The sequence below is a fragment of the Ornithinimicrobium jinqii genome (assembly GCF_045032595.1).
GTDB lineage: Bacteria > Actinomycetota > Actinomycetes > Actinomycetales > Dermatophilaceae > Ornithinicoccus.
The window spans coordinates 13,159-37,906 of the sequence record NZ_JBJFZS010000019.1 but is presented as its reverse complement, the minus strand read 5'-3'; the positions used below and the strand labels follow the sequence as shown (position 1 = coordinate 37,906).

Sequence of the window (24,748 nt, the reverse complement as noted above, 5' to 3'; positions counted from 1 at the left end):
CGTATCCTGAGCGGGCACCCACAGCCCCACGAGGACGGACACACACGGACATGAAGATCGCGGTTGTCGCGCTGGGCAAGATCGGGCTGCCGCTGGCCGTGCAGTTCGCGGACGCCGACCCCGCGCACGAGGTCGTGGGCGTGGACGTGGACCAGCGGGTCGTGGACAGCGTCAACCGCGGGCAGGAGCCGTTCCCGGGGGAGGACCACCTCGCCGACAAGCTCGCCGACCTCGTCCCGGCCGGGCGGCTGCGCGCGAGCACCGACTACGCCGACGCGATCCCCGGCGCCGACGCCGTGGTCGTCGTCGTGCCGCTGTTCGTGGACGAGGCCACCGGGGCGCCCGACTTCGGCTGGATGGACGCCGCGACCCGCTCCCTGGCGCAGCACCTGGGCCCCGGCACCCTGGTCTCCTACGAGACCACCCTGCCCGTGGGCACGACCCGGGACCGGTGGAAGCCGATGATCGAGGAGATCTCCGGCCTGGCCGAGGGCAGCGACTTCCACCTGGTGTTCAGCCCCGAACGGGTCCTCACCGGACGGGTCTTCGCGGACCTGCGGCGCTACCCCAAGCTGGTCGGCGGCCTGAGCGAGGCCGGCACCGCCGCCGCGGTCGCGTTCTACCAGGACGTCCTGGACTTCGACACCCGCCTGGACCTGCCCCGACCCAACGGGGTCTGGGACCTCGGCAGCGCCGAGGCCGCCGAGATGGCCAAGCTGGCCGAGACGACCTACCGCGACGTCAACATCGGCCTGGCCAACCAGTTCGCCCGGTTCGCCGACACCGTCGGCATCGACGTCCACAGGGTCATCGAGGCCTGCAACTCCCAGCCCTACTCCCACATCCACACCCCCGGCATCGCCGTCGGCGGCCACTGCATCCCGGTCTATCCCCGCCTCTACCTCTCCACCGACCCCGACGCCACCGTCGTGGCCAGCGCCCGCGCCGCCAACGCCGCCATGCCCGAGTACGCCGTCGCCCGCGCCGCGTCCCTCCTCGGCTCCCTGGACGGACTGCGCGTCCTCGTCCTCGGCGCGTCCTACCGCGGCAAGGTCAAGGAGACCGCCTTCTCCGGCGTGTTCGCCACCGTGGCGGCCCTGCGCTCCCGCGGCGCCCAGGTCCTCGTCCACGACCCCATGTACACCGACGACGAGCTCGCCTCCTTCGGGTGGACCCCCTACCACTGGGCGGCCGGACAGCCCGGCGAGCCCGTCGACGTCGCGATCGTCCAGGCCGACCACCCCGAGTACGCGCACCTCTGCGCCGCCGACCTGCCCGGGCTGCGCCTGCTCCTCGACGGCCGCCGCACCACCGACCCCAGCAACTTCACCGGCACCCCCCGCCTCACCATCGGCGGCGGTGAGCCGGTCCCCGCATGAGCTGGTGGGAGGTCGCGCCCGGGATCGTCGGGCTCGCGCTGCTGTGGGTGCTGCCGGGGTATGCCGTGCTGCGGCTCCTCGGGTTCCGTGGGCTCCTCGCGCTCGGGGGTGGGGCACCGGTCACCACGGGCCTCGCCGGCGTCCTGGCCGTCGTCTACGACCTGGTCGGCATCGCGTGGGGCCTGCCCAGCCTCCTGCTGGGTCTGCTCGTCGTCGTCGCGGTGGCGGCCGCCCTGGGCAGGGGCCTGGGCACGACCCACCACCCCGCCGGGGTGGAGGTCGGCGGCGAACGCCAGCTGCGCACCCGCGAGAAGGTGTGGCTCACCGTGTCGTGGGCGGTCGGCGGCGGCACCCTGGCCGCCGCGATGACGCACGGCATGGGGCGGGCGGACCAGCCTCCACAGGCCTGGGACGCGGTGTTCCACCTCAACGCCCTCTGGTTCATCCGGGACACCGGCAACGCCAGCTCCCTCGGCGGTCTGGCCCCGATGTACGCCGACAACGTCGCCCCGTTCTACCCCGCCGTCTGGCACGCGCTGGTGGCCGTGGCACCCGGCTTCCCCCGTGTCACCGAGGCCGCCAACGCCAGCTCCCTGGTCATCGGGTCGGTCGTGTGGATCGCCGGGCTGGTAGCCCTGTCCCGCGTGGTTTTCCCGCACCGCGCCCTTCCTACGGTCCTCGTGCCGCTGCTCGCCGCCAGCTACGTCACGTTCCCGGCCATCGCGGTCTCGATGCTGGCGGTCTGGCCCTACGCCCTGTCCGTCGCCTGCCTTCCCGGCACGATCGCGCTGGTGATCGCCACCCTGCGCGGGGTGCTGAGCTGGCGGATGCACCTCGCGCTGGCGCTGGGGCTCGTCTGGGCGGTGGCGGGGGTGACCCTGGCCCACCCGTCGGGCCTGTTCTCGCTCATGCTGCTGGCACTGCCGCTGCTCACGGTCCTCCTGGCGCGGCAGCTGCGGCGGCACGCCCGCCGCGGCGCCAGGCTCGGCGCCGCCCTGGTCATGGTGCTGTGGGTGGTCTCGATCGTCGGGGTGCTCGCCTTCCTGGTGACCTTCCCTCCGGTGCGCTCGATCATGGACTACCAGCGCGGGGGCCAGGACTCCTACCTCCCGGCCCTCGGCTCGCTGCTCATCGACCACCCGCTCATCTACGTCTACAAGATCACCTCGGTCAACCTGGTCGCCACGCTGCTCGTCTGGCTGGGGGTCGCCCTCACCGTGCGCCGTCGGCACGCGCGCTGGCTCGTGGTCTCCCTGCTCGCCGCGGTCGCCCTGACGCTGCTCGCCGCCGGCCCCGCGGACCAGCCGCTGCGGGTGCTCGCCGGCTTCTGGTACACCCAGGCCTCGAGGATCAACCAGCTCGTCCTCGTGCCGGCGATCATGCTGGCCGCCGGGGCCGGAGCCTGGCTCTCCCGCGCGGTGGCCCGACGTCTCCAGGTCCCGGTGACCGCGGTCGCGCTGATCCTGGCCGTCGCCCTCGTCGGGCTGTCCTCGGGCCTGCGGTGGACGAGCCAGACCCAGGTCATGGCCTCCACCTACACCACGTACCCCATCGCGTGGGGGACGATCCTGGAGCCGGAGGAGATCGCGATGATCGACCGGGCGGCCCAGACGTTGCCCGACGAGGCCGTCGTGCTCGGCGAGGCCGTGGCCGGCTCTCCCTACCTGCTGCACCGGGCCGACGTCCAGGTGGTCTTCCCCCAGCTCAGCCCGATCCCCGGATCGCCCGAGCGGACCCTGCTGGAGGAGCGCTTCGACGCCTGGGAGGACACCCCGGAGGTGTGCGAGGCGGTCCGGTCCCTCGGGGTCACGCACGTGTACGCCGACACCCTCACCTTCGAGGACGAGCTCAACGCCAAGTGGGAGGACACCACGCCGGGGCTGCGCAACCTCGAGCCGCAGGGCCCCGCCTTCGAGCTGGTTGACCGCGGGGGCTCCGCCTCGCTCTGGCGATTCACCGGCTGCGACCGCTGAGCTCAGCTCACCCACTGGCCGCGGGCGAGCAGCACCTCCTTGAGCAGGTCGGCACGGTCGGTGACCAGCCCGTCGACGTCCATCTCCAGCAGGCGGGTCATCTCCGGGACGTCGTTGACCGTCCACACGTGCACGAAGACCCCGACCTCGTGGGCGGCCTCGATCGTCGAGGGGGTGACGACCTCGACACCCGCGTGCCGGACGGGCACCTGCAGGCCGTGGACGCCGCGCATCACGCGGGTGAGCACCGGCGTGCGCACGAGGTGGGGCAGGGCGGCGGCCGCGCGGAACCGGGCGGCCGTGGTCTGTCCGGCGGACGTGGCCACCGGCCGGGTCAGCCGCATCAGCACCGCCTGCCGGCGCTGGTCCGAGAACGAGGCCACGCAGACCCGCTCGTGGGACCGGGTGCGCTCGATGGCGCGCGCCAGCGGCAGGATGGCACCAGAGCTCTTGACGTCGATGTTGACGCGCAGCTCCGGCCAGGCGCCCAGCAGGTCCTCCAGCTGCGGCACCGGCTCCACCCCGCCGATCCTGGCCCGGGACACCTCGCGCCAGGACAGCTCGGGGATCTCCCCCCGGCGGTCGGTGACGCGGTCGAGGCTCACGTCGTGGAAGGCGAGCAGCACCCCGTCGCGCGTCGCGTGCACGTCGGTCTCGACGTAGCGGTAGCCCAGCCGGACGGCCGCGTCAAAGGCCCGCATCGAGTTCTCGAGACCGTCGAGGTCGAAGCCGCGGTGGGCCATCGGGACCGGGCCCGGATGGTCGAGGTAGGCCGTGCGCACGGCACAACCGTAGTCCCCCCGGCCGCGGGAGCGACCCGTCCGGGTTTCCCCGAAAGGCGGTGAGAGGGTGCGTGCCCTACCGGAGACGGAGGAGGTTCCCCACGGGCGGGGCGGGGGAGGGCTCGCCCACCTCGCCGAAGGGCCTGGACCCGGCGACCAGCCTGCTCACCTGGTCGCTGCTGCGCCAGGTGGTGGGGAAGTCGGCCCGAGCCGCCGCCCGCGTGAGGCTCACGTCGTCGAGCGGTCGCCGCGAGGCGACGAGGACCACGTTGCCGTACCTCTTGCCGCTGGCCACCTCGCGCAGCACCAGCTGCCCGACGTGCGCGAAGCGGGTGGCCAGGGTGGCGCACGACCGCGCCACCCACCGCAGGCCCGGCTCGTCCGCCGCGTTCACGAGCACGAGGCCGTCGGGCGTCAGGACGCGGTCCAGCTCACCGACCCACCGGGTGCCGGCGAGCTCGCCGGGGAGGCGGCCCTCGTCGTAGGCGTCCACCACCACCACGTCGGCCGACCCGTCGCGCAGGGCGACGACTCCCTCCTGGCCGGTGACCGGGCGGACCCTGATGCGGTGGCCGCGCGGGAGGGGCAGCTCGCGTCGGATGAGCTCGGTCAGCGCGACGTCGGGCTCGAGGACGATCTGCGGCGATCCGGGGTGCACCCGGTGCACCCACCGGGCGAGTGTCATACCCGCCCCGCCGACATGGGTGACCGCCAGCGGGGCGGGGTCGGGCCGCAGCGACTCGAGGACCAGCCCGAACTGCTGGACGTACTCGAAGACCAGCAGCAACGGGTCGTCGGGGTCGACGTAGGACTGCGGGTGCCCGTCGCGGACGACCGTGGCGCCCCCCCGCTCGTCCCAGACGATGCTCATCGGGTATGCCGTCGCCCGCCCCAGCGCACGCCCACGGGTCAGATGTCGCGGAAGGTCTGGATCTGGGCGCCGAGGGCGTTGAGCCGGGAGGCCAGGTCCTCGTAGCCGCGGTTGATGACGTAGACGTTGCGCAGCACCGAGACGCCTGGCGCGGCCAGCATCGCCAGGAGGATGACGACGCCGGGACGCAGCGCGGGAGGGCACATGATCTCGCCGGCGCGCCACTTGGTCGGGCCCTCGATCATCACCCGGTGCGGGTCCATCAGGTGGACCTTGGCGCCGAGGGTGGTGAGCTCGGTGAGGTAGATGGCGCGGTTCTCGTAGACCCAGTCGTGGATGAGCGTCGAGCCCTGGGCGCAGGCGGCGATGATCGCGAAGAACGGCAGGTTGTCGATGTTCAGCCCGGGGAAGGGCAGCGGGTGGATCTTGTCCAGCGGCGCCTTCAGCGGGCCGGGGATCGTGCGCAGGTCGAGGAGCCGGGTGTGTCCGTTGGCGGAGGTGTACTCCTCCGAGAGCTCGCACTGGAAGCCCATCGTGCCCAGCACGGCCAGCTCGATCTCCATGAACTCGATCGGCACGCGCTTGATCGTGATCTCGCTGCCGGTGACGACAGCGGCCGCGAGCAGGCTCATCGCCTCGATCGGGTCCTCGGAGGGGGAGTACTCGATGTCCTGGTCGATGTGCTCGACCCCGGTGACGGTGAGGGTCGTGGTGCCCAGGCCCTCGATCGTGACACCGAGCTGCTGGAGGAAGACGCACAGGTCCTGGACCATGTAGTTGGACGAGGCGTTGCGGATGACCGTGGTCCCGGGGCGGCGGGCGGCGGCCAGCAGGACGTTCTCGGTCACGGTGTCGCCGCGCTCGGTGAGGACGATGGGCCGGGGCGGCCACACGGTCTTGTCCACGCTCACGTGGTAGGTGCCGGTCGTGGCCGTCACGTCCAGGCCGAAGTGGCGCAGCGCGATCATGTGCGGCTCGACGGTCCGGGTGCCGAGGTCGCAGCCTCCGGCGTAGGGAAGCTCGAAGGTCTCGAACTCGTGCATGAGCGGCCCGAGGAACATGATGATCGTGCGGGTGCGGCGCGCTGCCGTCTCGTCCATCGAGCCGAGGTCGATCCGCTCCGGCGGGACGATCTCCAGGTCGGAGGAGTCCGGCAGCCAGCGGATCTTGAAGCCGATCGAGGTCAGCACCTCGGTGATGCGGTTGACCTCCTCGATGCGCGCCAGGTTGCGGAGGGTCGTGCGGCCCTTGTTGAGCAACGACGCGCACAGCAGGGCGACCGCGGCGTTCTTGGAGGTGCGCACGTCGATCTCGCCCGCGAGCTTGACGCCGCCGGTGATGCGCAGGTTCTGGGGGACCCCGGAGGAGACCGAGACGATCTCGGAGTCGAGCTTCTCGCCGATGCGCGCGATCATCTCCAGCGACAGGTTCTGCTTGCCCTGCTCGATCCGGGCCACGGCACTCTGGCTGGTTCCCAGGAGCTCGGCCAGCTCGGCCTGGGTGAGGGACTTGTGGCGTCGGGCGTCACGGATCAGGCCGCCGATGCGGGAGAGGTAGCTCTCAGTCATGGAACGCCACTGTAGATCACATATATGAGATAGGCGTGAGACCCGGGACTCGGTCCGGGCGGGGCCCACCGACGCTCGGCGCGCCGCTGCCCGACCTGCTGGTCAGGGGTGCTCGTCCACCGCGGCGGCCAGGAGGGGGGCCACGAGCTCGCGCTGCCACGGTCGGGCCCCGAGCTCGGCGAGGGCGACGTCCACGCTCGCGGCGGTGGCCGGTCGGGGCGGGCGCCACAGGACCCGACGCACGAGGTCCGGGGTCATCAGGTTCTCCACGGGGACGTCGACGCGCTCGGACAGGGCCGCGAGGTCGCCGCGCGCCAGCTCCAGCCGCGCCGCGGCCGCGGGGTCCCGGTCGACCCAGGCCCGCGGTGGGGGAGGGCCGTCGCCGCGGGGTGTCGGCTCCGGCAGCTCGTCCTCCGGCAGCTCCAGGCCCCGCTTGATCGCCGACAGCCAGGTGCGCTGGTAGCGCAGCAGTCCCTGCTGGGCCCGGCGCTGCCGGGAGTGGGACTGGTCGGGGCGTGCGGCGGCCAGGTCGGAGGGCTGGCGGGGCATCCGGGCGGCCAGGTCGACGAGCGTGCTGTCCGGCACGACGCGACCGGGGGCGACGTCCCGCTCGCGGGCGACCCCGTCGCGCGCCCACCACAGCTCGCGCAGCACGGCGTTGGCACGGGGCTTGCGCAGCTTGTGCATGCCGGACGTGCGGCGCCACGCCTCGGCCTGGTCCTTCTGCGGTCCCTGGAAGTCGACGAGCGCGGCGAACTCCTGGCGGGCCCACTCCAGCTTGCCCTGTTCCAGCAGGTCGCGCTCCATCCGGTCGCGCAGCTCCACGAGCAGCTCGACGTCGAGGGCTGCGTAGCGCAGCCACGGCTCGGGCAGGGGTCGCGTCGACCAGTCGACGGCGGAGTGCTCCTTGGCCAGCGTGACGCCGAGGTAGTACTCCATCGACGCCGACAGCCCCACCCTGGGCAGTCCGGCGAGCCGGGCACCGAGCTCGGTGTCGAAGAGCGCCCGTGGCCGCATCCCCACCTCGTCCAGGCAGGGGATGTCCTGGGTGGCGGCGTGCAGGACCCACTCCGTCCCACCCAGCACCTCGTCGACCACGCTGAGGTCGCCCAGCGGCACGGGGTCGATCAGCCAGGTGCCGGCGCCCTCGCGCCGCAGCTGGACGAGGTAGGCCTTCTGCCCGTAGCGGTAGCCCGAGGCGCGCTCGGCGTCGACCGCCACGGGGCCCGAGCCGGCCGCGATGGCCGCCACCGCCCGGGCCAGCCCCTCCTCGGTCTCGACGACCTCGGGAACCCCCGCGTCGGGCGCGTCCAGCCGCTCGTAGTCGGAGGTGGGGTCCGGGTCAAGGTCGGCCGGGTCGAGGTCGGCCGGGTCGAGGGCGCCGGGGGCCAGCAGGTCCGGGTCCGTCCAGGTCGGGTCGGGTCGGTCCACGTCAGCGGCGCAGACCGGGCAGGGCGACGACTCCCTCGGGCAGGGGCGGCAGGCCGGCCAGCGTGCACAGCAGGTCGCCCCAGGCGGCGAGGTGGGCGGCGAGCTCCGGGCCCTCCCGGCCCGGTGTCAGCACGGGCGTCCAGGAGGCCCTGATCTCCAGCTCCACGCTCGGCTCGCGGTCCACGAGCGCACCGAAGCTCTCGGAGGTGACGCAGGTGACAGTGCCGGCGGGGGCTGCCCACCCGAGCTCGGCGGCGTCCAGGGCGTCGGTCAGCCAGGACCAGCCGGCCTGCCCGGCGAGGGGGTCGTGACCCACCTCGGGCTCCATCTGTGCCTTGGCGTAGCTGACCGCGCGCCAGGTGCCCTCCCAGGGCTCGGGGCCGGTGGGGTCGTGCAGGAGCACGAAACGCCCGGTGGCCGCCGGCTCCTCGTCGTCGTCCAGGTGGGAGGTGACGACCTCGCCGGAGAGCGCCACCGCGTGCGGCGCCAGCCGCGTGGGGGCCGGCACCTCCTCGAGCTGGAGCTCGGGTCGCACCGTCACCTCGCGCAGGTCCTCCATGGCCCGGCTGAAGAGCGTGGTGGTCTCGGGCAGGCTCACCGTGCTCGCGGCGCGCGTCCGCGGTCGATTGCCAGAGCTCCGGTTCACCACACCGTCCAGACTAGGCCGATCCGCGGCCGGACGCCTGCACCGCCACGCCCGGAGGGACGGGTGCCCGTCCCTCCGGGCGTCGCGCGCACCCTGGACAGCCTCAGGCCTCGAGGGCCGACGCCTCGTGGACGAGCTGCACGACCCGGGTGAGCACCTCAGGGTCGGTGGTCGGCAGCACGCCGTGACCCAGGTTGAAGATGTGCCCCGGCGCCTGCCGGCCCTCGGCCACGATCTCGCGCACCCGGGCCTCCAGCGCCGGCCAGGGGGCGAAGAGGAGCGCCGGGTCGAGGTTGCCCTGCACGGCATACCGGCCCCCTGTGCGCTCCACCGCGTCGGTGAGCGAGACGCGGTAGTCCACGCCGATCACGTCGGCCCCGGCCTGCGCCATCTGCAGGAGCAGCTCGCCGGTGCCGACACCGAAATGGATGCGCGGCACACCCAGGTCGGCGACGCCCTCGAGGACGGAGCGGCTGTGCGGCTCGACGTGGCGCAGGTAGTCGGAGCGGTTCAGGTGACCCACCCAGGAGTCGAAGAGCTGGACGGCGCTCGCCCCCGCCTCGATCTGCACCCGCAGGAAGGTCCGCGAGATCTGGGCCAGCCGGGCGCACAGGTCGTGCCAGAGCGCCGGGTCGCCGTGCATCATCGCCTTGGTGCGCTCGTGGTTCTTGGACGGGCCGCCCTCGACGAGGTAGGACGCCAGCGTGAACGGGGCGCCGGCGAAGCCGATGAGCGGGGTGGCACCGAGCTCGGCGACGATCTGCTGCACGGACCGCGTGATGTCGGGCACGTGCTCGGGCGTGAGCTCGGGGAGGCGGTCGAGGTCCGCGCGGGTGCGCACCGGCTCGGCCACCACCGGTCCGGTGCCGGGCACGATGTCGAGGTCGACGCCGGCGGCCTGCAGGGGCACGACGATGTCGCTGAAGAAGATGGCGGCGTCCACGCCGTGGCGGCGCACCGGCTGCAGGGTGATCTCGGTGACGAGGTCGGGCGTGCGGCACGACTCGAGCATCGGGACGTGCTCGCGGATGGCGCGGTACTCCGGCAGCGAGCGTCCGGCCTGGCGCATGAACCACACGGGGGCGCGGGGCACCGGCTGCCGGCGAGCGGCGCGGACGAGCGTCGAGTCGGCGGTGGTCGGGCCGCTGGTGGCGGCCGGCTCGCTGGTGGTGGTGGTCTCGGCGGTGGGGGAGGTGCTCACCGACCGAGTTTCGCACGGCGCCGGGCAGACGCCGGCACGGTCAGCGGTCCCGGAGGGAGCCGTCCGGCGTGACCGGCAGTGCGCGCTTGTGACCCGTGCGGCGGTACCAGCCCACGATCGTCGCCTCGTCCTGCTCCGAGACGTCCCTCCCCTCGAGGTAGTCGTCGACCGCCTCGTAGCGGACCCCGAGCGCGACCTCGTCGGGGATCAGCGGCCTGTCGCTCTCCAGGTCGGCGGTCGGGACCTTCTCGACGAGGGACTCGGGCGCACCGAGGTGCCGCGCGATCTGACGGACCCGTCGCTTCGGCAGCCCGAACAGGGGGGTGACGTCGGCCGCCCCGTCGCCGAACTTGGTGTAGAAGCCGACCACCGCCTCGGCCGCCTGGTCGGTGCCGATGACGAGCATGCCGCGTGTCCCGGCGATGGCGTACTGCGTGACCATCCGGTGCCGGGCCTTGACGTTGCCCAGGTGGTAGTGGTCGCGGTCGTCGGCGGGGTCCAGACCGGCGGCCACCAGCTGGTCCCAGTGGGCGTCGACGCCCGGGCCGATGTCGACGGTCCACACCTCGTCGGCCGCGACGAACTCCAGCGCCCGCTGCGCGTCGGCCTCGTCCTGCTGCACGTGGTAGGGCAGGCGCACCGCCACGAAGGTCGCCTCGCCGCCGGCTGCGCGCACCCGCTCGCAGGCGAGCTGGGCCATCCGGCCCCCGGCGCTGGAGTCGACACCACCGCTGATGCCGAGGACGTAGCCGCTCGTGCCGGAGCCCCTGAGGTAGGCCGCCAGGAACTCGATGCGGCGCTCGGCCTCGGCCGCGGCGTCGAAGGTGCTGGGGTCGACCACCTCGAGGGCGGTGCGGATCTCGTCCTGGGTCTGCCTGTCGGTCACGCGACCGACTCTAGCGATCGGCAGCGGGTGACGTCCTCGGCGTGCACTGCGGCGTGCGCCTCGGTGCACGGCTACGCGTGTGCCTGGAGCGCCTGCAGCCCTGACACGATGGCCCCCATGACGTCCTACCTCGTGATCGGCGGCGGCATCAGCGGTCTGACCGCGGCGGACGAGATCCTGCGGCGGGACGCCGCGGCCGACGTCACGGTGCTGGAGGGTGCCGACCGGGTGGGCGGCAAGATCCGCGCGGGCAGGGTCGCCGGGTGCGTCGTCGACGTCGGGGCGGAGGCCGTCCTGGCCCGCCTGCCCGAGGCGCTCGACCTCATCGGGCTGACCGGCCTCAGCGACGAGGTGGTGCACCCGACCGGGGCCCCGGCGCAGATCTGGTCACGGGACCGGATGCACCGCATCCCGGCCCGCACGCTCATGGGTGTCCCCGCCGACCCGGACGCCCTGCGCGGTCTGCTGACCGAGGAGGAGGTCGAGCGGGCCCGCCACGAGCGGGTGAGCACGGTGGTCGCCGACGACGTCTCGGTGTCCGAGCTCGTCGGCGGTCGCCTGGGACTGGCGGTCGTGGAGCGGCTCGTCGAACCCCTGCTCGGAGGCGTCTACGCCGGGCACGCCGCCCACCTCTCGTCCGCGGCCACGCTGCCGGCTCTCCTGGCGGCAGCCAGGGCGGGGGAGCCGCTGCTCGCCACCGTCGATCGGGCCGTCCCCGTCGGCGGCGGCACGCGGGCGGCCGGCCCTTCCTCCCGCCCCCCCGTCTTCGCCACCGTGGCGGGCGGCCTGCACCGGCTGCCGGAGGCGCTGGCCTCCTCGGTCCGGGAGCGCGGTGGCCGGGTGGTCCTCGGCACCGTGGCCCGCGAGCTGCGGCAGGTGCCCGACGGACGGTGGGAGGCGGTGACGGGCCCGCGCCCGCGGCCCACGTCATACCTGGCCGACCGGGTGGTCCTGGCTGTGCCGGCGGCGCCGGCGGCGCGGCTGCTGACGGACGTCGCGCCGACGGCCGCCGGGCTGCTCGCCCGGATCGAGAGCGCCTCGATGGCCGTCGTCACGCTTGCCTTCCGCACCGACGAGCTGGGTCCGCTGCACGGCTCGGGGTTCCTCGTGCCTCCTGTGGACGGGCACACCGTCAAGGCGTCGACGTTCAGCGCCGTCAAGTGGGACTGGGTGCGCGAGCTGGGGCGCGGTGCGGGTCCGGGCGGCTGCGACCTGACGCTGCTGCGGGTCTCCGTCGGTCGGCACCGGGAGGAGTCCGTGCTGCAGGTCAGCGATGACGAGCTCGTCGCGGTGTGCCGGGCGGAGCTGGCCCAGGCCCTGGGCCGGGCGCTGCCCGAGCCCGTCGACGCGCACGTGCAGCGGTGGGGCGGGGGGTTGCCGCAGTATGCCGTGGGCCACCTCGACCTGGTCGCGCGCGTGCGGGCGGAGCTGGACGGGGTGCCGCACCTCGTCGCCGGCGGGGCGGCGTTCGACGGCGTCGGCATCCCCGCCTGCATCGCCTCGGCCCGCCGGGCGGTCGAGGAGCTCGGCTGAGCGAACCCCGCGGGTGGCACGGTCAGCCGCCCGGGCGAGAATGCGGTGCATGAGCGACTACACCTCCCCGACCGCAGACCAGGCCGAGCAGATCAACGCGACCATCCGCTACGCCGCCTACTCGGTGTTCCGCTCGGTCGCGCCGCTGCCCGTCGACCGCGGGCCGCTCGTGGAACAGGTGCGTGAGCTCTTCGCCGACCTCGAGGGTGAGGGCCTGGTGATCCGGGGCGTCTACGACCTGGCTGGCCTGCGTGCCGACGCCGACCTGCTCATCTGGTGGCACGCCGAGACCGTGGAGCTCGTCCAGGCGGCCTACCAGCGCTTCCGCCAGACCCACCTCGGGCAGCACCTCGAGCCGGTCTGGTCCAACGTCGGGCTGCACCGGCCGGCCGAGTTCAACAGGGGGCACGTGCCGGCGTTCCTGTCGGGGGAGGCAGCCAAGGGCTACGTCTGCGTCTACCCGTTCGTGCGGTCCTACGACTGGTACATCCTGGACCCGGCCGAGCGCGGCCGGATGCTGCGGGAGCACGGGGAGGCCGCCCGGGACTACAAGGACGTCCTGGCGAACACCATCTCGGCCTTCGCGCTGGGGGACTACGAGTGGCTGCTGGCCTTCGAGGCCGACGCGCTGCACCGGATCGTCGACCTCATGCGCGACCTGCGGGCGGTCGACGCTCGCCGGCACGTGCGTGAGGAGATCCCGTTCTTCACCGGGCCCCGCGTGGAGCTGGACGCGCTCGTCGCCTCCCTGCCCTGAGGATCGTCAGCCCGCCGACCTACCCTCGGCCCATGCCCTCCCGCACCAGGTCCGCGCGCCACGCCCGACGCCGGGCCCGTCGCATGGCACGGGTGGAGCACGACCTCACGCCCACGCAGTGGGCGGTGCTGCAGGAGGTCTGGGCCGGGTGCGCCTACTGCGGCGGCGCCACCGGGTCGCTGCAGCGGGACTGCCTGCTGCCGATCTCCCGGGGTGGGCGCTACACGCTCGACAACGTCGTCCCGGCCTGCGCCTCGTGCAACGCCAGCAAGTGCCACACCGAGGTGACGGTCTGGCTGCGGCGCAAGGGTCTGGACGAGCGTGCCTTCCTCGTCCGGCACGCCGCGCTGCGGGTCGTCGTCGCCGACCGGCTGGCCGACCAGGGTCCCGGAGCGTCCTAGAACGACCCGTCTCAGCCGGCGTCGCCCTGGGGGCGCAGGGTCATCGCGATGCTGTTCATGCAGAAGCGCTGGTCGGTGGGCGTGGCGTAGCCCTCGCCCTCGAAGACGTGACCCAGGTGGGAGCCGCAGGAGGCGCAGCGCACCTCGGTGCGCACCCGCCCCAGGGACGCGTCCTCGATGTACTCCACCCGGTCCTCGGCCAGCGGGGCGTAGAACGACGGCCAGCCGCAGTGGCTCTCGAACTTGGTCTCGGAGCGGAACAGCTCGGCGCCGCACGCGCGGCAGGCGTAGACGCCCTCGGTCGTGGTGTCGGTGTACTCCCCGACGAACGGGCGCTCGGTCCCCGCCTCGCGCAGCACCTGGTACTCCGCCGGGCTGAGCTGCTCGCGCCAGGCCTCCTCGGGCTTCGCGCTCGGGTATGCCGTGGCCGCCTTGGCGGCGTCGGTCGCGGGGGTGCTGTGGTGGTGGCTCATGCCGGTCAGGGTACGACGAGGCCCTGCTAGCGCAGTAGCCGCAGCTCCTCGAGGACGACGTCGCCGACCGCGAGCGGCCCGCCGAGCACGAAGATCCGGCCGGGCTCCAGCCGGTCCAGGGCCGCCCAGGTGACAGCGGGGACGTTCGACGGACGCACGAGCAGCACAGGTGAGTCCGTGGCGCCCGCGCGGGCCGCACCGGCCAGCGCGTCCGGCCAGTTCAGACCGGTGGCCACGAAGACGTCCTGCGAGGTCGCGAGCGCCGCAGACACCTCGGCAGCCGTGGCGTAGCGGTCGATGCCGGCCACCCGCTCGACCTCCCCGTAGGCGCCGAGCTGAGTCACCACCGTCGCCGAGACCGCGAGCGGCCCGCCGAGGACGACGATCCTCGCCGGTCCCAACCGGTCGAGCTCGGCACGCGTCGCGGACGGCACCAGGTCGGGACGGACGAGCAGAACCGGTGCGTCGAGCGACGCCGCGCGGGCCGCGCCGGCGAGGGCGTCGGGGAAGTCGACGCCTGTGGCCACGTAGACCACCTCGGCGGACGGGAGGTCGCTGGAGATCGCCGCAGCGGTCTCGTACCGGTTGGCGCCAGCGCGACGCGTGACGGTGGCGCCGGGCAGGAGAGACTCCAGCTGGTCCTCGACCACGGCGGAGACCGCGCCGGTCCCACCGACGACGACCACCGTCTGCGGCTGCAGCCGGTCGAGCTCGACGGCGGTCACGCTCGGGACGGACGCGGGTTTGACCAGCAGCACCGGTCCACCCAGGCTGCCGGCGCGGGCCGCCGCGGCGAGCGCGTCCGGGAAGTCTGCCCCGGAGGCGACGTATACCGTGTCGGCGCTGCCGAACTGCCGTGCGACCCGGGCTGCGGTGTCGTAGCGGTCCAGACCGGCGACGCGCACCACCTCCGGCGGGACGATGTCAGGGTTGTCCTGGCACTCCTGGGAGAGCAGCGAGAAGTCCTGCGTCACCGTGGCGCCACGGATGAGGTCCACGAGGTGGGCGTCAGGACGGTAGCCGCCGAGCAGCGCCGTCATCCGCAAGGTTCCCAGCTGGGTGTTGATCCAACGGGCGTAGGTGCCCTCCTGGTCGGTGAGGATGACCCATCCGTCGCCGACGTCCTCCCGCACGGGAGTGATGTCGACGACGATCGAGTCGCCGGCGACCTGGCCGCCCGCGCAGTCCTCGAGGTAGGCGGTGCCAGCCACCTTGCCCCACGTGAGCGGTGGCGTGACGTGCATGGTGACGGCGACCGGCTCGACCTGCACGGGCACGTTCGCGACGATCCCGACCCCGGCGGTGTAGGTGCCCGGCTGGTTGACGAAGGCGCTGTCCGTGGTCACCCTGACGGTCACGCTCTCGCCCGGTGCCAGGACGGCCTCGGTGGTGTCGAGCTCGAGCCAGTCGATGTCGGCGCCGCCCTCGGAGCAGAGGTCGAAGCCGGGGAGAAGCTCCGCCGACGCCACCATGTCGACGTCGTCCTGACCGCCCGCGCGGACGAAGCCGCACGCACCGCCGCCGCGGTAGGCCGCGTGGTTGGCGTTCGGTAGCGGTGACCAGCTGTCCGTGAAGGGGTCGTAGGACCAGGACGCGTTGGTGAGCTGGTCCTCCTGGATCCCGCCGACGACGACGAGCTGGTCGTTCGCGCTCCCGGAGGCGGGGCCCCAGAACCTGACCGGCGCGGGCGCCAAGGAGGTCCAGGAGTCTGCGGACAGGTCGAAGGACCAGGTCGTGTCCAGCACCGTCTCGCCCTCGTCGACCCCGCCGGCGCAGACGATGCCGCCCTCCAGCCCGCCGCACGAGGAGAAGGCGACCGGGGTCGGGGTGGGCGAGTGCACCGACCACGAGTCGGCCGCGACGTCGTAGGACTGGACGGTGTCGACGACCGGGAAGCAGAAGCCCGTCGTGCACCCTCCGACCGCGAAGGCCTGCCCCCCGGCGGTGGCCACGCCCATGGAGGCCACGGGTGTCGGCATCGGGGCACCGGGTGCCCAGCTGTCTGCGTCCGGGTCGTAGACCCAGGTGTCAGACGTCGGCTCCCCGGTCATCGACCAGCCACCCGCGACGACGATGCGGCCGTCAGCGGCCGCCGCGAGCGGCATCTCCACCGGGGCAGGGAGCGCGGAGAGCGTCTGCCACTCCATCGCCACCGCGTCGTAGCGGTACAGGCCGGCGAAGTCTCCGAAGGAGAAGCCGCCGACGCTGTACCAGACGCCGTCCAGGGTGACGACGCGGTTACCGGTGACCGGGACCGGGAGCTCGGTCAGGTCCGTCCAGGGTTCGTCGGCGGGGGCCGGGGCGGGGGCCGCCTCGGACATCTCGTCCCGGAGGGCGGACGCGCCGAACGACGCCTCGACGGCCCTGGTGACCAGAGGAGCACCGTCCGCCGCAGCGACCTGCTGCGAGGTCATCCTGCTGCCGTCTGCACGGAGGATCTCGAACCCGCCCCGACGCTCGGTGAAGGTGATCTCGGCCCCGCTCGTGCCGGTGTTCGTGACCGTGAAGTCACCGCTGTCCGCCTCGCCGAGGGCCACCGTCGTCTCGATGATCGTCGGGTCCACCTCCAGCACCGCCTGGCCCAGCACGAAGTCGGCACGCGCGACACCGCCGTCCACCACGGCCACGTCCTGCTGGTCGGTGCCGTAGTTCCGGGCGGTGGCCTCGAAGGGGTGCGCACCGACCAGTTCGGAGTGCAGCCAGTAGAAGCCGTCGTCGAGCGCCGGGTCGTCGGGGGTCGCCCGGGTGGTGCCGAAGTCCCCGGGGTTGTCGACGGACGTGACGCGAGCGTTGACGATCCCGCTTCCGTCGACGTCGTCCCGGACGTAGCCGACGACGAGGCCACCGCCGGTGGGGTCGCACGTCCGGCTGCCCAGGAAGGCGTCGTCCACCTGCCACCACAGGTCGGCGTCCGCCTCGTAGCGGTAGCGCACCTGGGCCTGCTCCGACCCGGCGAGCTGCTCGCTCACGTCGAGCACGACCAGGTCCTGCTCGATGAACGAGGTCACCTCGTGGACCCTGGTCCAGGTCGTGCCACCGTCTGCGCTGACCTCGACGGACCCGACGGAGAAGCCGAAGGTGTCGAAGAACTGTCGGTAGCTCACGGTCACGTTCGGCATCGCCGCGACGTCCATCACCGGAGAGACGAGGACGGTGTCGTAGGTGCCCTGGGAGAAGTCGCTGTTCGCGACGGCGAAGCCGCCGTCACCCCCGGTCCCGTTGGGGATTCCCCACGGGTCCTCGAACTCCCAGGTGAGACCGCTGCCGGCGAGGTCCTCCACGGTCCATCCCTCAGGCAGAGCGAGGTCGTCGAAGGTCTGCGCCTGTCCGTCGAGGGTCAGGGCGTAGCCAGGCGCGGTGCAGGTCATCGGGTCCACGGTGAGACCGAAGTCCGCCACCACGTCGCCGGAGGCGGTGACGACGACCTCGCGGGTCTCGACCTGGTATCCGGGAAGCTGCGAGGTTGCGCGCACCAGGTGGGTGCCGGCGGGCAGCGTGAGGCTGTAGGCGCCGGTCTGGGGGTCGGTGTAGGCGCCGACCGAGGGCGCGCCGACGACGCTGATCCGTGCGTAGAGCGGCCAGCCCTGGCCGGACCCGTCCGTGACGGTGCCGGTGAGGACCCCGGTCGGTGCCGGCTGGAGCGCCACGTCGTGCACGACGGTGTCGTCGACCGGCACGGTGACCACCGCGTCGTCCGGGAGGTAGCCGAACTTGCTGACGGTGGTCGCCCAGTCGCCCGACCCGAGACGCAGTCCGTAGGTGCCGTCGGTGGCGGTCGCGGTCGTCCGGGTGCGCTCGGCCTCGAGCAGGACCGTTGCGCCACCGATCGGCTCCTCGGTCGCGGCGTCGGTCACGGTGCCTTCCAGCTGGCCCGTGTCGCCGATGGGTGCGGAGTCCAGGAGCGCCAGGGCGTCCAGCCGGCCTTCTCCGTAGACGTTGTTGTCGTCGTCGGTGCCCCCGCACTGGTCGTCGGGGGTGTCGATCGCCGATCCGTCCAGGAGCTCGCGCGTGAACGTGACGTCACCGATCAGGTCGGGTGCGGCCGACCACAGCAGGGCCACGGCTCCTGCCACGTGGGGGGCCGCCATGGAGGTCCCGCTGAAGGCCTCGTAGCCCCCGCCGGGCACCGACGACCGCACGTCCACCCCGGGCGCGGAGATGTCAGGCTTGACTGCGCCGTCCTGTCCCGCCCCCCGGGACGAGAAGCCCGCGATGGTGTTCCCGACGTCGTAGGCGCCGACCGAGTAGTTGATCATGCGGCTGCCCGGCGCCCCGGAGGTGTCGCACTGCGGCCCCATGTTGCCGTTCGACCAGACGCCGAAGATCCCGGAGGCCGCCCAGGCCTCCGCCACGTCCTCCATGAACGGGTCGTTGGACGGGAACCCGCTGCCCCAGGAGTTGTTGATGATATGGGGCCGCATGGACGGCATCGGGTTCTCCCCGGCGAGGTCCGTCGGGGCGAGGAGCCACTCACCGGAGGCGATGAGTGCCTCGTCGGTCGGGCAGCAGCCGTTCGCCGCGATCCACCGTGCGCCCGGTGCTACCCCGATCTGGTTCGAGCCCCCGTCGCTCCCGACCATCGTGCCCATCGTGTGGGTGCCGTGAGCATCGACGTCGACCGGCTCCTCCGAGCCGGTCCCCGCAGCGTCGAACCAGTTGTAGTCGTGGGTGAAGGTGCCGTCGCTGTTGTTGCCGCGGTACTGGTCGACCAGGGCGGGGTGGGTGTACTCGACCCCGGTGTCGATGTTGGCGATGACGAGGCCCTCGCCGCTGACGCCGTAGGTGGACCACACGTCGTCGGCGTTGATGTTCGCGACGCCCCACTCCACGGCGTCTGCCGTGAAGACCGGCTCGCTGACGACCGGCTCCGGAACCTCGTAGTCGGAGGGGAGGTAGACGCCCTCCACCTCGGGGTCGTCGGCGAGCGCGCTCACCAACGACTCGTCCCCGCCCCGGACGAGGATGGCGTTGCTGATGAAGAAGGGCCGGTAGTCGATGGCCGCGTCCTCGAGCGCGGCGCGGGCACCGGCCTGGCTGCGGTCGGCGGTGGTGCGGAGCGCGTCGTAGACCGCCTGGCCCCGCTCGTCCCAGGACGCGATGCCGGACAGCGCCTCGAGGTCGGGACGGTCGCCGAACCGGAGCAGGACCGTCGCCCGGCCCCGGTCCGCCAGCTCCTCGACGACGTCCGGCTGGATCTTCGCGTCGCCCTGCGGTGCGGTCTCCAGCGGCGTGGCGGCCGCGCCCCCTCCGAGGACCCCGCTCAGGACGAGCATCCCCCCGGTCAGCATGGCGACCCAGCGCCTCGGTCCGACCCCCCGGGCAGGTCCCCTCCGGATGCTCTGCTGCGTCATGACAGTCCTCCCCGTTGCGCGTGGGTCGCGCCGGGGCTCTCGCCCGGCTGACCACGCCTACGGCAGAACCTAGTGGTGAGCCGCCGGCGCGACATCCGTGGAAGTACGGGCGGTCCGCCGTCAGAGGGGGGTGGGACGAGCGGTGTACCAGCTGGCGACCGTCGCGCGGCTGTGGAAGCCGAGCTTGCGCAGGATCGCGCTCACGTGCGACTCCACCGTGCGCTCCGACAGGAAGAGCGCACCGGCGATCTGCCGGTTGGTCAGCCCCTGCGACACGAGGCCCGCGATGCGCTCCTCGCGGCTGGTCAGCACGGACGTGCGGGACCGACCGACAGGGAGGTCCGACGGGGCGGACGTCGCACCAGCTGGATGGACCGGCTGTTCGGCGACGGTCGCCGTGAGGATGGCCCGCACCTCGGCCTCCATGGACCGGTCGTTGGCCGCAGCTCTCACCTTCAGCCGCCGCCGGACCTCGTCGTCGAGGCCGCGCACCGTCACCGTCGCCATGACGCTCATGCTAGCGATGCTGTCAGTACCGTGGGCTGCAGGCTAGCGTGGGGTCATGGCTGACGCCCTGACCCTGACCGCTCCCGGGCCCGAGGGGCAGCCGCGCGAGGTGCGCCTCACGAGCCCTGGAAAGGTGGTCTGGCCCGCCACCGAGCACGGTGGGGCGATCACCAAGGCCGACCTCGCGGCATACCTGACCGCCGTCGCGGAGCCGCTCGTCCGCGGACTGGCCGACCGCCCGGTGACCCTGCAGCGCGTGCGCGACGGGATCGAGGGGGAGATCTTCTACTCCAAGAACCCGCCGAAGGGCGTGCCCGAGTGGGTGCGGACCACGATGGTGACCTACCCCTCGGGGCGCCGGCACCCCCAGCTGGTCGTCGACGAGCTCGCCGGCGTGCTCTGGGCCGCGCAGATGGGCACGGTCACCTTCCACCCGTGGCCGGTGCGGACCGGGGACAACGACCACCCCGACGAGATCCGGATCGACCTGGACCCGCAGCCCGGGCGTGTCTACGCCGACGTCGTCGAGGCTGCGCGCGGTCTGCGCGAGGTCATGGTCGAGGCCGGACTGACACCGTTCGTGAAGACGACCGGCAGCCGCGGCGTCCACGTCTTCGCCGCTGTCGCGCCTCGCCTGGAGTTCCTCGAGGTGCGGCACGCGGTCATCGGGCTGGCACGCGAGCTCGAGCGGCGGATGCCGGACCTCGTCACGACCGCGTGGTGGAAGGAGGAGCGCGGCGAGCGGATCTTCGTCGACTTCAACCAGGCCACGCGGGACCGGACCCTGGCGGCAGCGTGGTCGCCCCGCGTGCTGCCCGGAGGGCCGGTGTCGGTGCCCCTCACCTGGGACCAGCTCGACGAGGTCGGTCCGGGCGAGCTGACGGTGCGGACCGTGCCCGCCTGGCTGCGGGAGCACGGGGACCCGTGGGCAGACCTGCACGCGGCACCGGCGCAGGTGGACGGGGCCCACGCCCTGTGGGAGGCCGACGTGGAGCGCGGGCTCGGTGAGCTGAGCTTCCCTCCCGACCATCCCAAGATGCCGGGTGAGCCCCCGCGCGTCCAGCCCAGCAAGAAGGTCGCCGAGCACTGGGACGAGCAGGGCAACCGCGTCGGGGACGGGGAGCGTCGGCAGGCTGAGGCAGACTGACGTCGTGGACCTGCCTCTCCTACCACCACTCGCGCCCATGCTGGCCAAGCCGCTGCGGACCCTGCCGGAGGGCTGGCTCTACGACCCGAAGTGGGACGGCTTCCGGTCCATCGTCTTCCGCGACGGCGACGAGGTCGAGCTCGGCAGCCGCAACGTCAAGCCCCTGACCCGCTACTTCCCCGAGCTCGTCGAGGCCATGAAGCGCGACCTGCCCGAGCGGTGCGTCGTCGACGGCGAGATCATCGTCGCCACCCGGGACGGACGGCGACTCGACTTCGAGGCCCTGCAGCAGCGCATCCACCCCGCGGACTCCCGGGTCCGGCTGCTGGCCGGGCAGACGCCGGCCGCCTTCGTCGCCTTCGACCTGCTCGCCCTCGGTGACGAGGACCTGACGGGTATGCCGTTCTCGGCGCGACGCGCGCGTCTCGAGGAGGCCCTCTCGGGGGTGGGGACGTCGGGGCTGGGAGGATCCGTGCACCTCACGCCGCTGACCGACGACCCCCAGGTGGCCATGCGGTGGTTCAGCGAGCTCGAGGGGGCCGGCCTGGACGGGATCATCGCCAAGGACCCGGACGCGCCCTACCAGCCCGACAAGCGGGTGATGACGAAGCTCAAGCACGAGCGCACCGCAGACTGCGTGGTCGCGGGCTACCGGGTCCACAAGAGCGGCGACGACGCGCTGGGGTCGATGCTGCTGGGCCTCTACGACGAGCGGGGGGTGCTCAACAGCGTCGGGGTGGCGGCCTCCTTCACGATGGCGAGGCGGCGGGAGCTGCTGGCCGAGCTCCAGCCGCTCGTGACGACCTTCGAGGGCCACCCGTGGGACTGGGCGGCGCACCTGGAGGGGGAGCGGACGCCGCGCAAGAACGAGCAGTCGCGGTGGGCCGCTGGCAAGGACCTCTCGTTCGTGCCGCTGCGTCCGGAGCGCGTGGTGGAGGTGCGCTACGACTACCTCGAGGGGGAGCGGTTCAGGCACACGGCGCAGTTCGTGCGGTGGCGGCCGGACCGGGACCCGGGCTCCTGCACCTACGAGCAGCTGGAGCTGCCGGTCGACCACGACCTGTCCTCGGTCCTGGGGGTGCGCGGATGAGCCCCGAGGCGACGGCGGCGCGGCGCGCGGTCGTGGTCAGCGCGGGTGTGGCAGGAGGGGCGGCCCTCGGGGGCGCGGTGTCGATGGGCACCGCCACCTACTTCGCGCACAAGATCATCACGCCGGAGCACGAGAAGAAGGACGACACGACCATCGTGGAGGTGGGGGAGGGGACGGTCACCCTGCGGGCGAGCCCGGAGACGACATCCGCGGGGCGCTACGGTCTCTGGCTGGACAAGGGCACGGGTCACGCCCGGCTGGGCGCGGTGCTCGAGGCCCCCCCGGCCGGGGCCCCGCGCAAGGGTGTCGTCACGCGTGAGGTGCTGGGGGTCGACAAGGGCGTCCTGGCTCCCGGACCGGCGCGCTGGAACAAGTACTTCTACTGCGGCACACCGCTGTCCGCGCACGGGCTGGAGCACGAGGACGTGCTGGTGACCTCGGACGTCGGGGACCTGCCCACCTGGCGGGTGCCCCCGGCCCCCGGCACGGAGACCGGTGACTGGGCGATCCTCGTGCACGGACGGAGCGCGATGCGGGAAGAGACCCTGCGTGCCGTCCCGGTCCTGCACCGGATGGGGTACACCAGCCTGATCCCCATGTACCGCAACGACATCGGCGCACCCCCGAGCGCGGACGGACGCTACAGCCTGGGGCTGTCCGAGTGGCGGGACGTCGACGCAGCGATGCGCTACGCCCTCGCCCACGGCGCCCGGCGGCTCGTGATGGTGGGGTGGTCGATGGGCGGGGCGATCGTGCTGCAGGCGCTGAACCGCTCGGACGTGGCCCACCGCGTGCACAGGGTCGTGCTCAACGGCCCCGTCATCGACTGGGGGTCCGTCCTGGCGCACCAGGCCGACCTCCACTTCATACCCCGCCCCATCGACCACCTGGCGCGCAGCCTGCTGCGGAGCAAAGCCTCGCGGCACCTGCTGCGGATCTCCGAGCCCGTGGACGTGGCGGCGACCAACTGGGTGGACCGCGCGGACGAGGTGAGCCACCGGATGTTCATCATCCACTCGGCGACCGACGAGACGGTGCCCTTCGGCCCGTCCCAGGACCTCGCCCGGCGCCGGCCGGGACTGGTCCACACGTTCGTCTGGCCGAGGGCGAGGCACTGCCAGGAGTGGAACACCAACCCGGGCCTGTGGGAGGACCTGGTCGCGAGCTTCCTGCGCTGACGGGTCGCCTCTCACCGCAGACGGGTGCGCACCAGCACGTCGCCCTCCCACGCCAGGAGGTGCGTGGTGGACCCCACGGGGGCGCGCAGGCTCGTCGACCGTGGCACGAGCAGGGGCCCGTCGCCGCCGACGAGGACCGGGCGGACCGTGGCGCAGAGCTCGTCGACGGCGTCGGCCTCCAGCCAGGTACCGAGGAGCTGCGGACCCCCCTCGAGGAGCACCCTTCGCCAGCCGCGGGAGGCGACCTCGGTCAGGACGCGCCCAGGGTCGACGTCCTCGCCGTGGCCGTCGAGCACGACGACCGCGGGGCCGTCACGGGTGCCGCTCTCGGCAGCTCGGCGCAACCGCGCAGGGACGTCCCCGGAGCGGCTCACGACCACGAGGGGCACGGCCGGCAACGGCCCGTACCCCTCGTCCCGCACCGTGCCGGCCCCCACGACCACCACGTCCGCCCAGCGACGCAGGTGGTCGAAGACGGCGTGGTCCCCTGCCGAACCACGGTTCAGGCTGCCGCTCAGACCGTCCGGTCCGGCCGCTCTCCCGTCCAGGCTCGTGACGAGCCCGGCGCGCACCCAGGTGCCGTCCGCGCGACCCAGCGGCACGGCATACCAGTCCTCGAGCTCGGCTGCGGTGAGAGGACCCGTCCCGGTGCGGCACGTCGACATGGCCGCCATGATGCCGGACCGGCGTCGGTGCGTCGTGCCACGATGGGCCGATGGCCACGACAAAGAAGAACGCCACGCCCTTCAGCGACGCGCTCCGGTTCGAGGACGGAATGCGGTTGAGCGACCGCGACCCCCGCGCCACCCCCGCCTTCGACGGCGACAAGGCTGACGGCAAGGAGGCCCTCGTCGCGGCCGACGACGAGCTCGACGAGCTGCAGGAACGGCTCTACGCCATGAGCAGGGCGGGGGGCCGTCGCCGCGTGCTGCTGGTGATCCAGGGGATGGACACCTCGGGCAAGGGCGGGATCATGCGGCACGTCGTCGGCTCGGTCGACCCGCAGGGCGTGGACCTGAAGGCCTTCAAGGCCCCGACGAGGGCCGAGAAGAAGCACGACTTCCTGTGGCGGATTCGCAGGGCGCTGCCGACCCCGGGGATGATCGGCGTCTTCGACCGCTCCCACTACGAGGACGTTCTCATCGTGCGGGTGCACGACCTCGTGCCGGAGAAGGAGTGGCAGGGTCGCTACGCGACCATCAACGACTTCGAGAAGGAGCTGGTCGAGGACGAGGTGACCCTCATCAAGGTGATGATGCACATCTCGGCCGACGAGCAGAAGGAGCGACTCTCGGAGCGGCTGGAACGCCCCGACAAGCACTGGAAGTACAACCCCGGGGACCTCGGCGAGCGGGCCCACTGGGACGACTACCAGACCGCGTACCAGGCTCTCCTCCAGCGGTGCAGCCCCGAGGGCGCACCGTGGTTCGTGGTCCCGGCCGACCGGAAGTGGTATGCCCGGCTGGCCGTGCAGCAGCTGCTCCTCGAGCACCTGCGAGCCCTGGACCTGGCCTGGCCGGTGGCCGACTTCGACGTGGAGTCGGAGAAGGAGCGGCTCGCCGCCCTCTGAGCAG

At 72.8% G+C, this 24,748-nt stretch carries 20 protein-coding genes; 9 read left to right on the top strand and 11 right to left on the bottom strand.

The genetic code is table 11. From position 1 onward, the window contains the following. The first annotated feature begins 50 nt into the window (after positions 1-50). A complete protein-coding gene (locus tag ACI3ET_RS09025) occupies positions 51-1,379 on the top strand; it encodes a nucleotide sugar dehydrogenase (protein ID WP_405032688.1) in 1,329 nt (442 codons plus the stop codon). Beyond that, positions 1,376-3,352, top strand: a complete 1,977-nt coding sequence (locus tag ACI3ET_RS09020; RefSeq protein ID WP_405032687.1) for a DUF6541 family protein — start codon at positions 1,376-1,378, stop codon at positions 3,350-3,352. Before ACI3ET_RS09025 ends, ACI3ET_RS09020 begins: the two co-directional genes overlap by 4 nt. A gap of 2 nt (positions 3,353-3,354) precedes the next feature. On the opposite strand, the gene ACI3ET_RS09015 is transcribed toward ACI3ET_RS09020, so the two are convergent. The 7 genes from ACI3ET_RS09015 to nadE all read right to left on the bottom strand — a co-directional run bounded on the left by ACI3ET_RS09015 (position 3,355) and on the right by nadE (position 10,737). Continuing rightward, positions 3,355-4,134 (bottom strand): glycerophosphodiester phosphodiesterase, encoded by a 780-nt coding sequence (locus ACI3ET_RS09015; protein WP_405032685.1) that lies wholly within the window; start codon positions 4,132-4,134, stop codon positions 3,355-3,357. Positions 4,135-4,210: 76 nt separating this feature from the next. Beyond that, on the bottom strand, positions 4,211-5,005 hold the full coding sequence (locus ACI3ET_RS09010; protein ID WP_405032684.1) for a spermidine synthase: 795 nt from the start codon (positions 5,003-5,005) through the stop codon (positions 4,211-4,213). Positions 5,006-5,043: 38 nt separating this feature from the next. After that, positions 5,044-6,573, bottom strand: coding sequence for a helix-turn-helix domain-containing protein (locus ACI3ET_RS09005; protein WP_405032683.1), 1,530 nt, complete (start codon positions 6,571-6,573; stop codon positions 5,044-5,046). Between the two features lie 102 nt (positions 6,574-6,675). Further along, a complete protein-coding gene (locus ACI3ET_RS09000; protein ID WP_405032682.1) occupies positions 6,676-8,004 on the bottom strand; it encodes an HRDC domain-containing protein in 1,329 nt (442 codons plus the stop codon). A gap of 1 nt (position 8,005) precedes the next feature. Further along, positions 8,006-8,563 carry a DUF3000 domain-containing protein gene (locus tag ACI3ET_RS08995; protein WP_405032742.1) on the bottom strand — a complete coding sequence of 186 codons (558 nt, stop codon included), beginning with the start codon at positions 8,561-8,563 and terminating at the stop codon, positions 8,006-8,008. A 190-nt stretch (positions 8,564-8,753) separates the two neighbouring features. Beyond that, complete coding sequence (gene hemE / locus ACI3ET_RS08990) at positions 8,754-9,851, bottom strand: uroporphyrinogen decarboxylase (protein WP_405032681.1); 1,098 nt, start codon at positions 9,849-9,851, stop codon at positions 8,754-8,756. Positions 9,852-9,891: 40 nt separating this feature from the next. Beyond that, on the bottom strand, positions 9,892-10,737 hold the full coding sequence (gene nadE, locus ACI3ET_RS08985; RefSeq protein WP_405032680.1) for an ammonia-dependent NAD(+) synthetase: 846 nt from the start codon (positions 10,735-10,737) through the stop codon (positions 9,892-9,894). Positions 10,738-10,854: 117 nt separating this feature from the next. Here nadE and hemG point away from each other — a divergent pair, with 117 nt between their 5' ends. The 3 genes from hemG to ACI3ET_RS08970 are packed head-to-tail and all read left to right on the top strand — an operon-like array spanning position 10,855 to position 13,428. Then, positions 10,855-12,270, top strand: a complete 1,416-nt coding sequence (gene hemG, locus ACI3ET_RS08980) for a protoporphyrinogen oxidase (RefSeq protein WP_405032679.1) — start codon at positions 10,855-10,857, stop codon at positions 12,268-12,270. 49 nt (positions 12,271-12,319) lie between these two features. Next, a complete protein-coding gene (gene hemQ, locus ACI3ET_RS08975; protein ID WP_405032678.1) occupies positions 12,320-13,027 on the top strand; it encodes a hydrogen peroxide-dependent heme synthase in 708 nt (235 codons plus the stop codon). A 32-nt stretch (positions 13,028-13,059) separates the two neighbouring features. Then, positions 13,060-13,428, top strand: a complete 369-nt coding sequence (locus ACI3ET_RS08970) for an HNH endonuclease (protein WP_405032677.1) — start codon at positions 13,060-13,062, stop codon at positions 13,426-13,428. A gap of 11 nt (positions 13,429-13,439) precedes the next feature. On the opposite strand, the gene msrB is transcribed toward ACI3ET_RS08970, so the two are convergent. From msrB to ACI3ET_RS08955, 3 genes are all read right to left on the bottom strand, one after another. After that, on the bottom strand, positions 13,440-13,901 hold the full coding sequence (msrB, locus tag ACI3ET_RS08965) for a peptide-methionine (R)-S-oxide reductase MsrB (protein WP_405032676.1): 462 nt from the start codon (positions 13,899-13,901) through the stop codon (positions 13,440-13,442). Positions 13,902-13,927: 26 nt separating this feature from the next. Continuing rightward, the gene (locus ACI3ET_RS08960) at positions 13,928-19,252 is read right to left on the bottom strand and encodes a cell wall-binding repeat-containing protein (RefSeq protein WP_405032675.1); all 5,325 of its coding nucleotides are present in this window, start codon (positions 19,250-19,252) and stop codon (positions 13,928-13,930) included. A gap of 120 nt (positions 19,253-19,372) precedes the next feature. Continuing rightward, positions 19,373-19,768 (bottom strand): FitA-like ribbon-helix-helix domain-containing protein, encoded by a 396-nt coding sequence (locus tag ACI3ET_RS08955; protein ID WP_405032674.1) that lies wholly within the window; start codon positions 19,766-19,768, stop codon positions 19,373-19,375. 46 nt (positions 19,769-19,814) lie between these two features. On the opposite strand from ACI3ET_RS08955, the gene ligD reads away from it, so the two are divergent. From ligD to ACI3ET_RS08940, 3 genes are read left to right on the top strand one after another with little or no spacing between them, the layout of a single operon-like run. Next, entirely contained in the window at positions 19,815-20,906 is a 1,092-nt protein-coding gene (gene ligD / locus ACI3ET_RS08950; RefSeq protein ID WP_405032673.1) for a non-homologous end-joining DNA ligase, read from the top strand. Between the two features lie 4 nt (positions 20,907-20,910). Continuing rightward, positions 20,911-21,996, top strand: coding sequence for an ATP-dependent DNA ligase (locus ACI3ET_RS08945; protein WP_405032672.1), 1,086 nt, complete (start codon positions 20,911-20,913; stop codon positions 21,994-21,996). Further along, positions 21,993-23,174, top strand: coding sequence for an alpha/beta hydrolase family protein (locus tag ACI3ET_RS08940; protein ID WP_405032671.1), 1,182 nt, complete (start codon positions 21,993-21,995; stop codon positions 23,172-23,174). The genes ACI3ET_RS08945 and ACI3ET_RS08940 overlap by 4 nt, the downstream gene beginning before the upstream one ends. Positions 23,175-23,185: 11 nt before the next feature. On the opposite strand, the gene ACI3ET_RS08935 is transcribed toward ACI3ET_RS08940, so the two are convergent. After that, entirely contained in the window at positions 23,186-23,839 is a 654-nt protein-coding gene (locus ACI3ET_RS08935) for a dihydrofolate reductase family protein (RefSeq protein ID WP_405032670.1), read from the bottom strand. Positions 23,840-23,889: 50 nt separating this feature from the next. Here ACI3ET_RS08935 and ACI3ET_RS08930 point away from each other — a divergent pair, with 50 nt between their 5' ends. Next, positions 23,890-24,744, top strand: coding sequence for a PPK2 family polyphosphate kinase (locus tag ACI3ET_RS08930; RefSeq protein ID WP_405032669.1), 855 nt, complete (start codon positions 23,890-23,892; stop codon positions 24,742-24,744). Positions 24,745-24,748 lie beyond the last annotated feature (4 nt).

Excerpts from the sequence above, each read along its gene's own strand:
- ACI3ET_RS08930 (WP_405032669.1), top strand. The coding sequence starts at position 23,890 with ATGGCCACGACAAAGAAGAACGCCACGCCCTTCAGCGACGCGCTCCGG.
- ACI3ET_RS08995 (WP_405032742.1), bottom strand. The coding sequence starts at position 8,563 with ATGGAGGACCTGCGCGAGGTGACGGTGCGACCCGAGCTCCAGCTCGAG.
- ACI3ET_RS09010 (WP_405032684.1), bottom strand. The coding sequence starts at position 5,005 with ATGAGCATCGTCTGGGACGAGCGGGGGGGCGCCACGGTCGTCCGCGAC.
- ACI3ET_RS08960 (WP_405032675.1), bottom strand. The coding sequence starts at position 19,252 with ATGACGCAGCAGAGCATCCGGAGGGGACCTGCCCGGGGGGTCGGACCG.
- ACI3ET_RS08955 (WP_405032674.1), bottom strand. The coding sequence starts at position 19,768 with ATGAGCGTCATGGCGACGGTGACGGTGCGCGGCCTCGACGACGAGGTC.
- ACI3ET_RS09005 (WP_405032683.1), bottom strand. The coding sequence starts at position 6,573 with ATGACTGAGAGCTACCTCTCCCGCATCGGCGGCCTGATCCGTGACGCC.
- ACI3ET_RS08935 (WP_405032670.1), bottom strand. The coding sequence starts at position 23,839 with ATGTCGACGTGCCGCACCGGGACGGGTCCTCTCACCGCAGCCGAGCTC.
- ACI3ET_RS08970 (WP_405032677.1), top strand. The coding sequence starts at position 13,060 with ATGCCCTCCCGCACCAGGTCCGCGCGCCACGCCCGACGCCGGGCCCGT.
- hemG (WP_405032679.1), top strand. The coding sequence starts at position 10,855 with ATGACGTCCTACCTCGTGATCGGCGGCGGCATCAGCGGTCTGACCGCG.
- ACI3ET_RS09020 (WP_405032687.1), top strand. The coding sequence starts at position 1,376 with ATGAGCTGGTGGGAGGTCGCGCCCGGGATCGTCGGGCTCGCGCTGCTG.
- ACI3ET_RS08940 (WP_405032671.1), top strand. The coding sequence starts at position 21,993 with ATGAGCCCCGAGGCGACGGCGGCGCGGCGCGCGGTCGTGGTCAGCGCG.
- msrB (WP_405032676.1), bottom strand. The coding sequence starts at position 13,901 with ATGAGCCACCACCACAGCACCCCCGCGACCGACGCCGCCAAGGCGGCC.
- ACI3ET_RS09025 (WP_405032688.1), top strand. The coding sequence starts at position 51 with ATGAAGATCGCGGTTGTCGCGCTGGGCAAGATCGGGCTGCCGCTGGCC.
- ligD (WP_405032673.1), top strand. The coding sequence starts at position 19,815 with ATGGCTGACGCCCTGACCCTGACCGCTCCCGGGCCCGAGGGGCAGCCG.
- hemQ (WP_405032678.1), top strand. The coding sequence starts at position 12,320 with ATGAGCGACTACACCTCCCCGACCGCAGACCAGGCCGAGCAGATCAAC.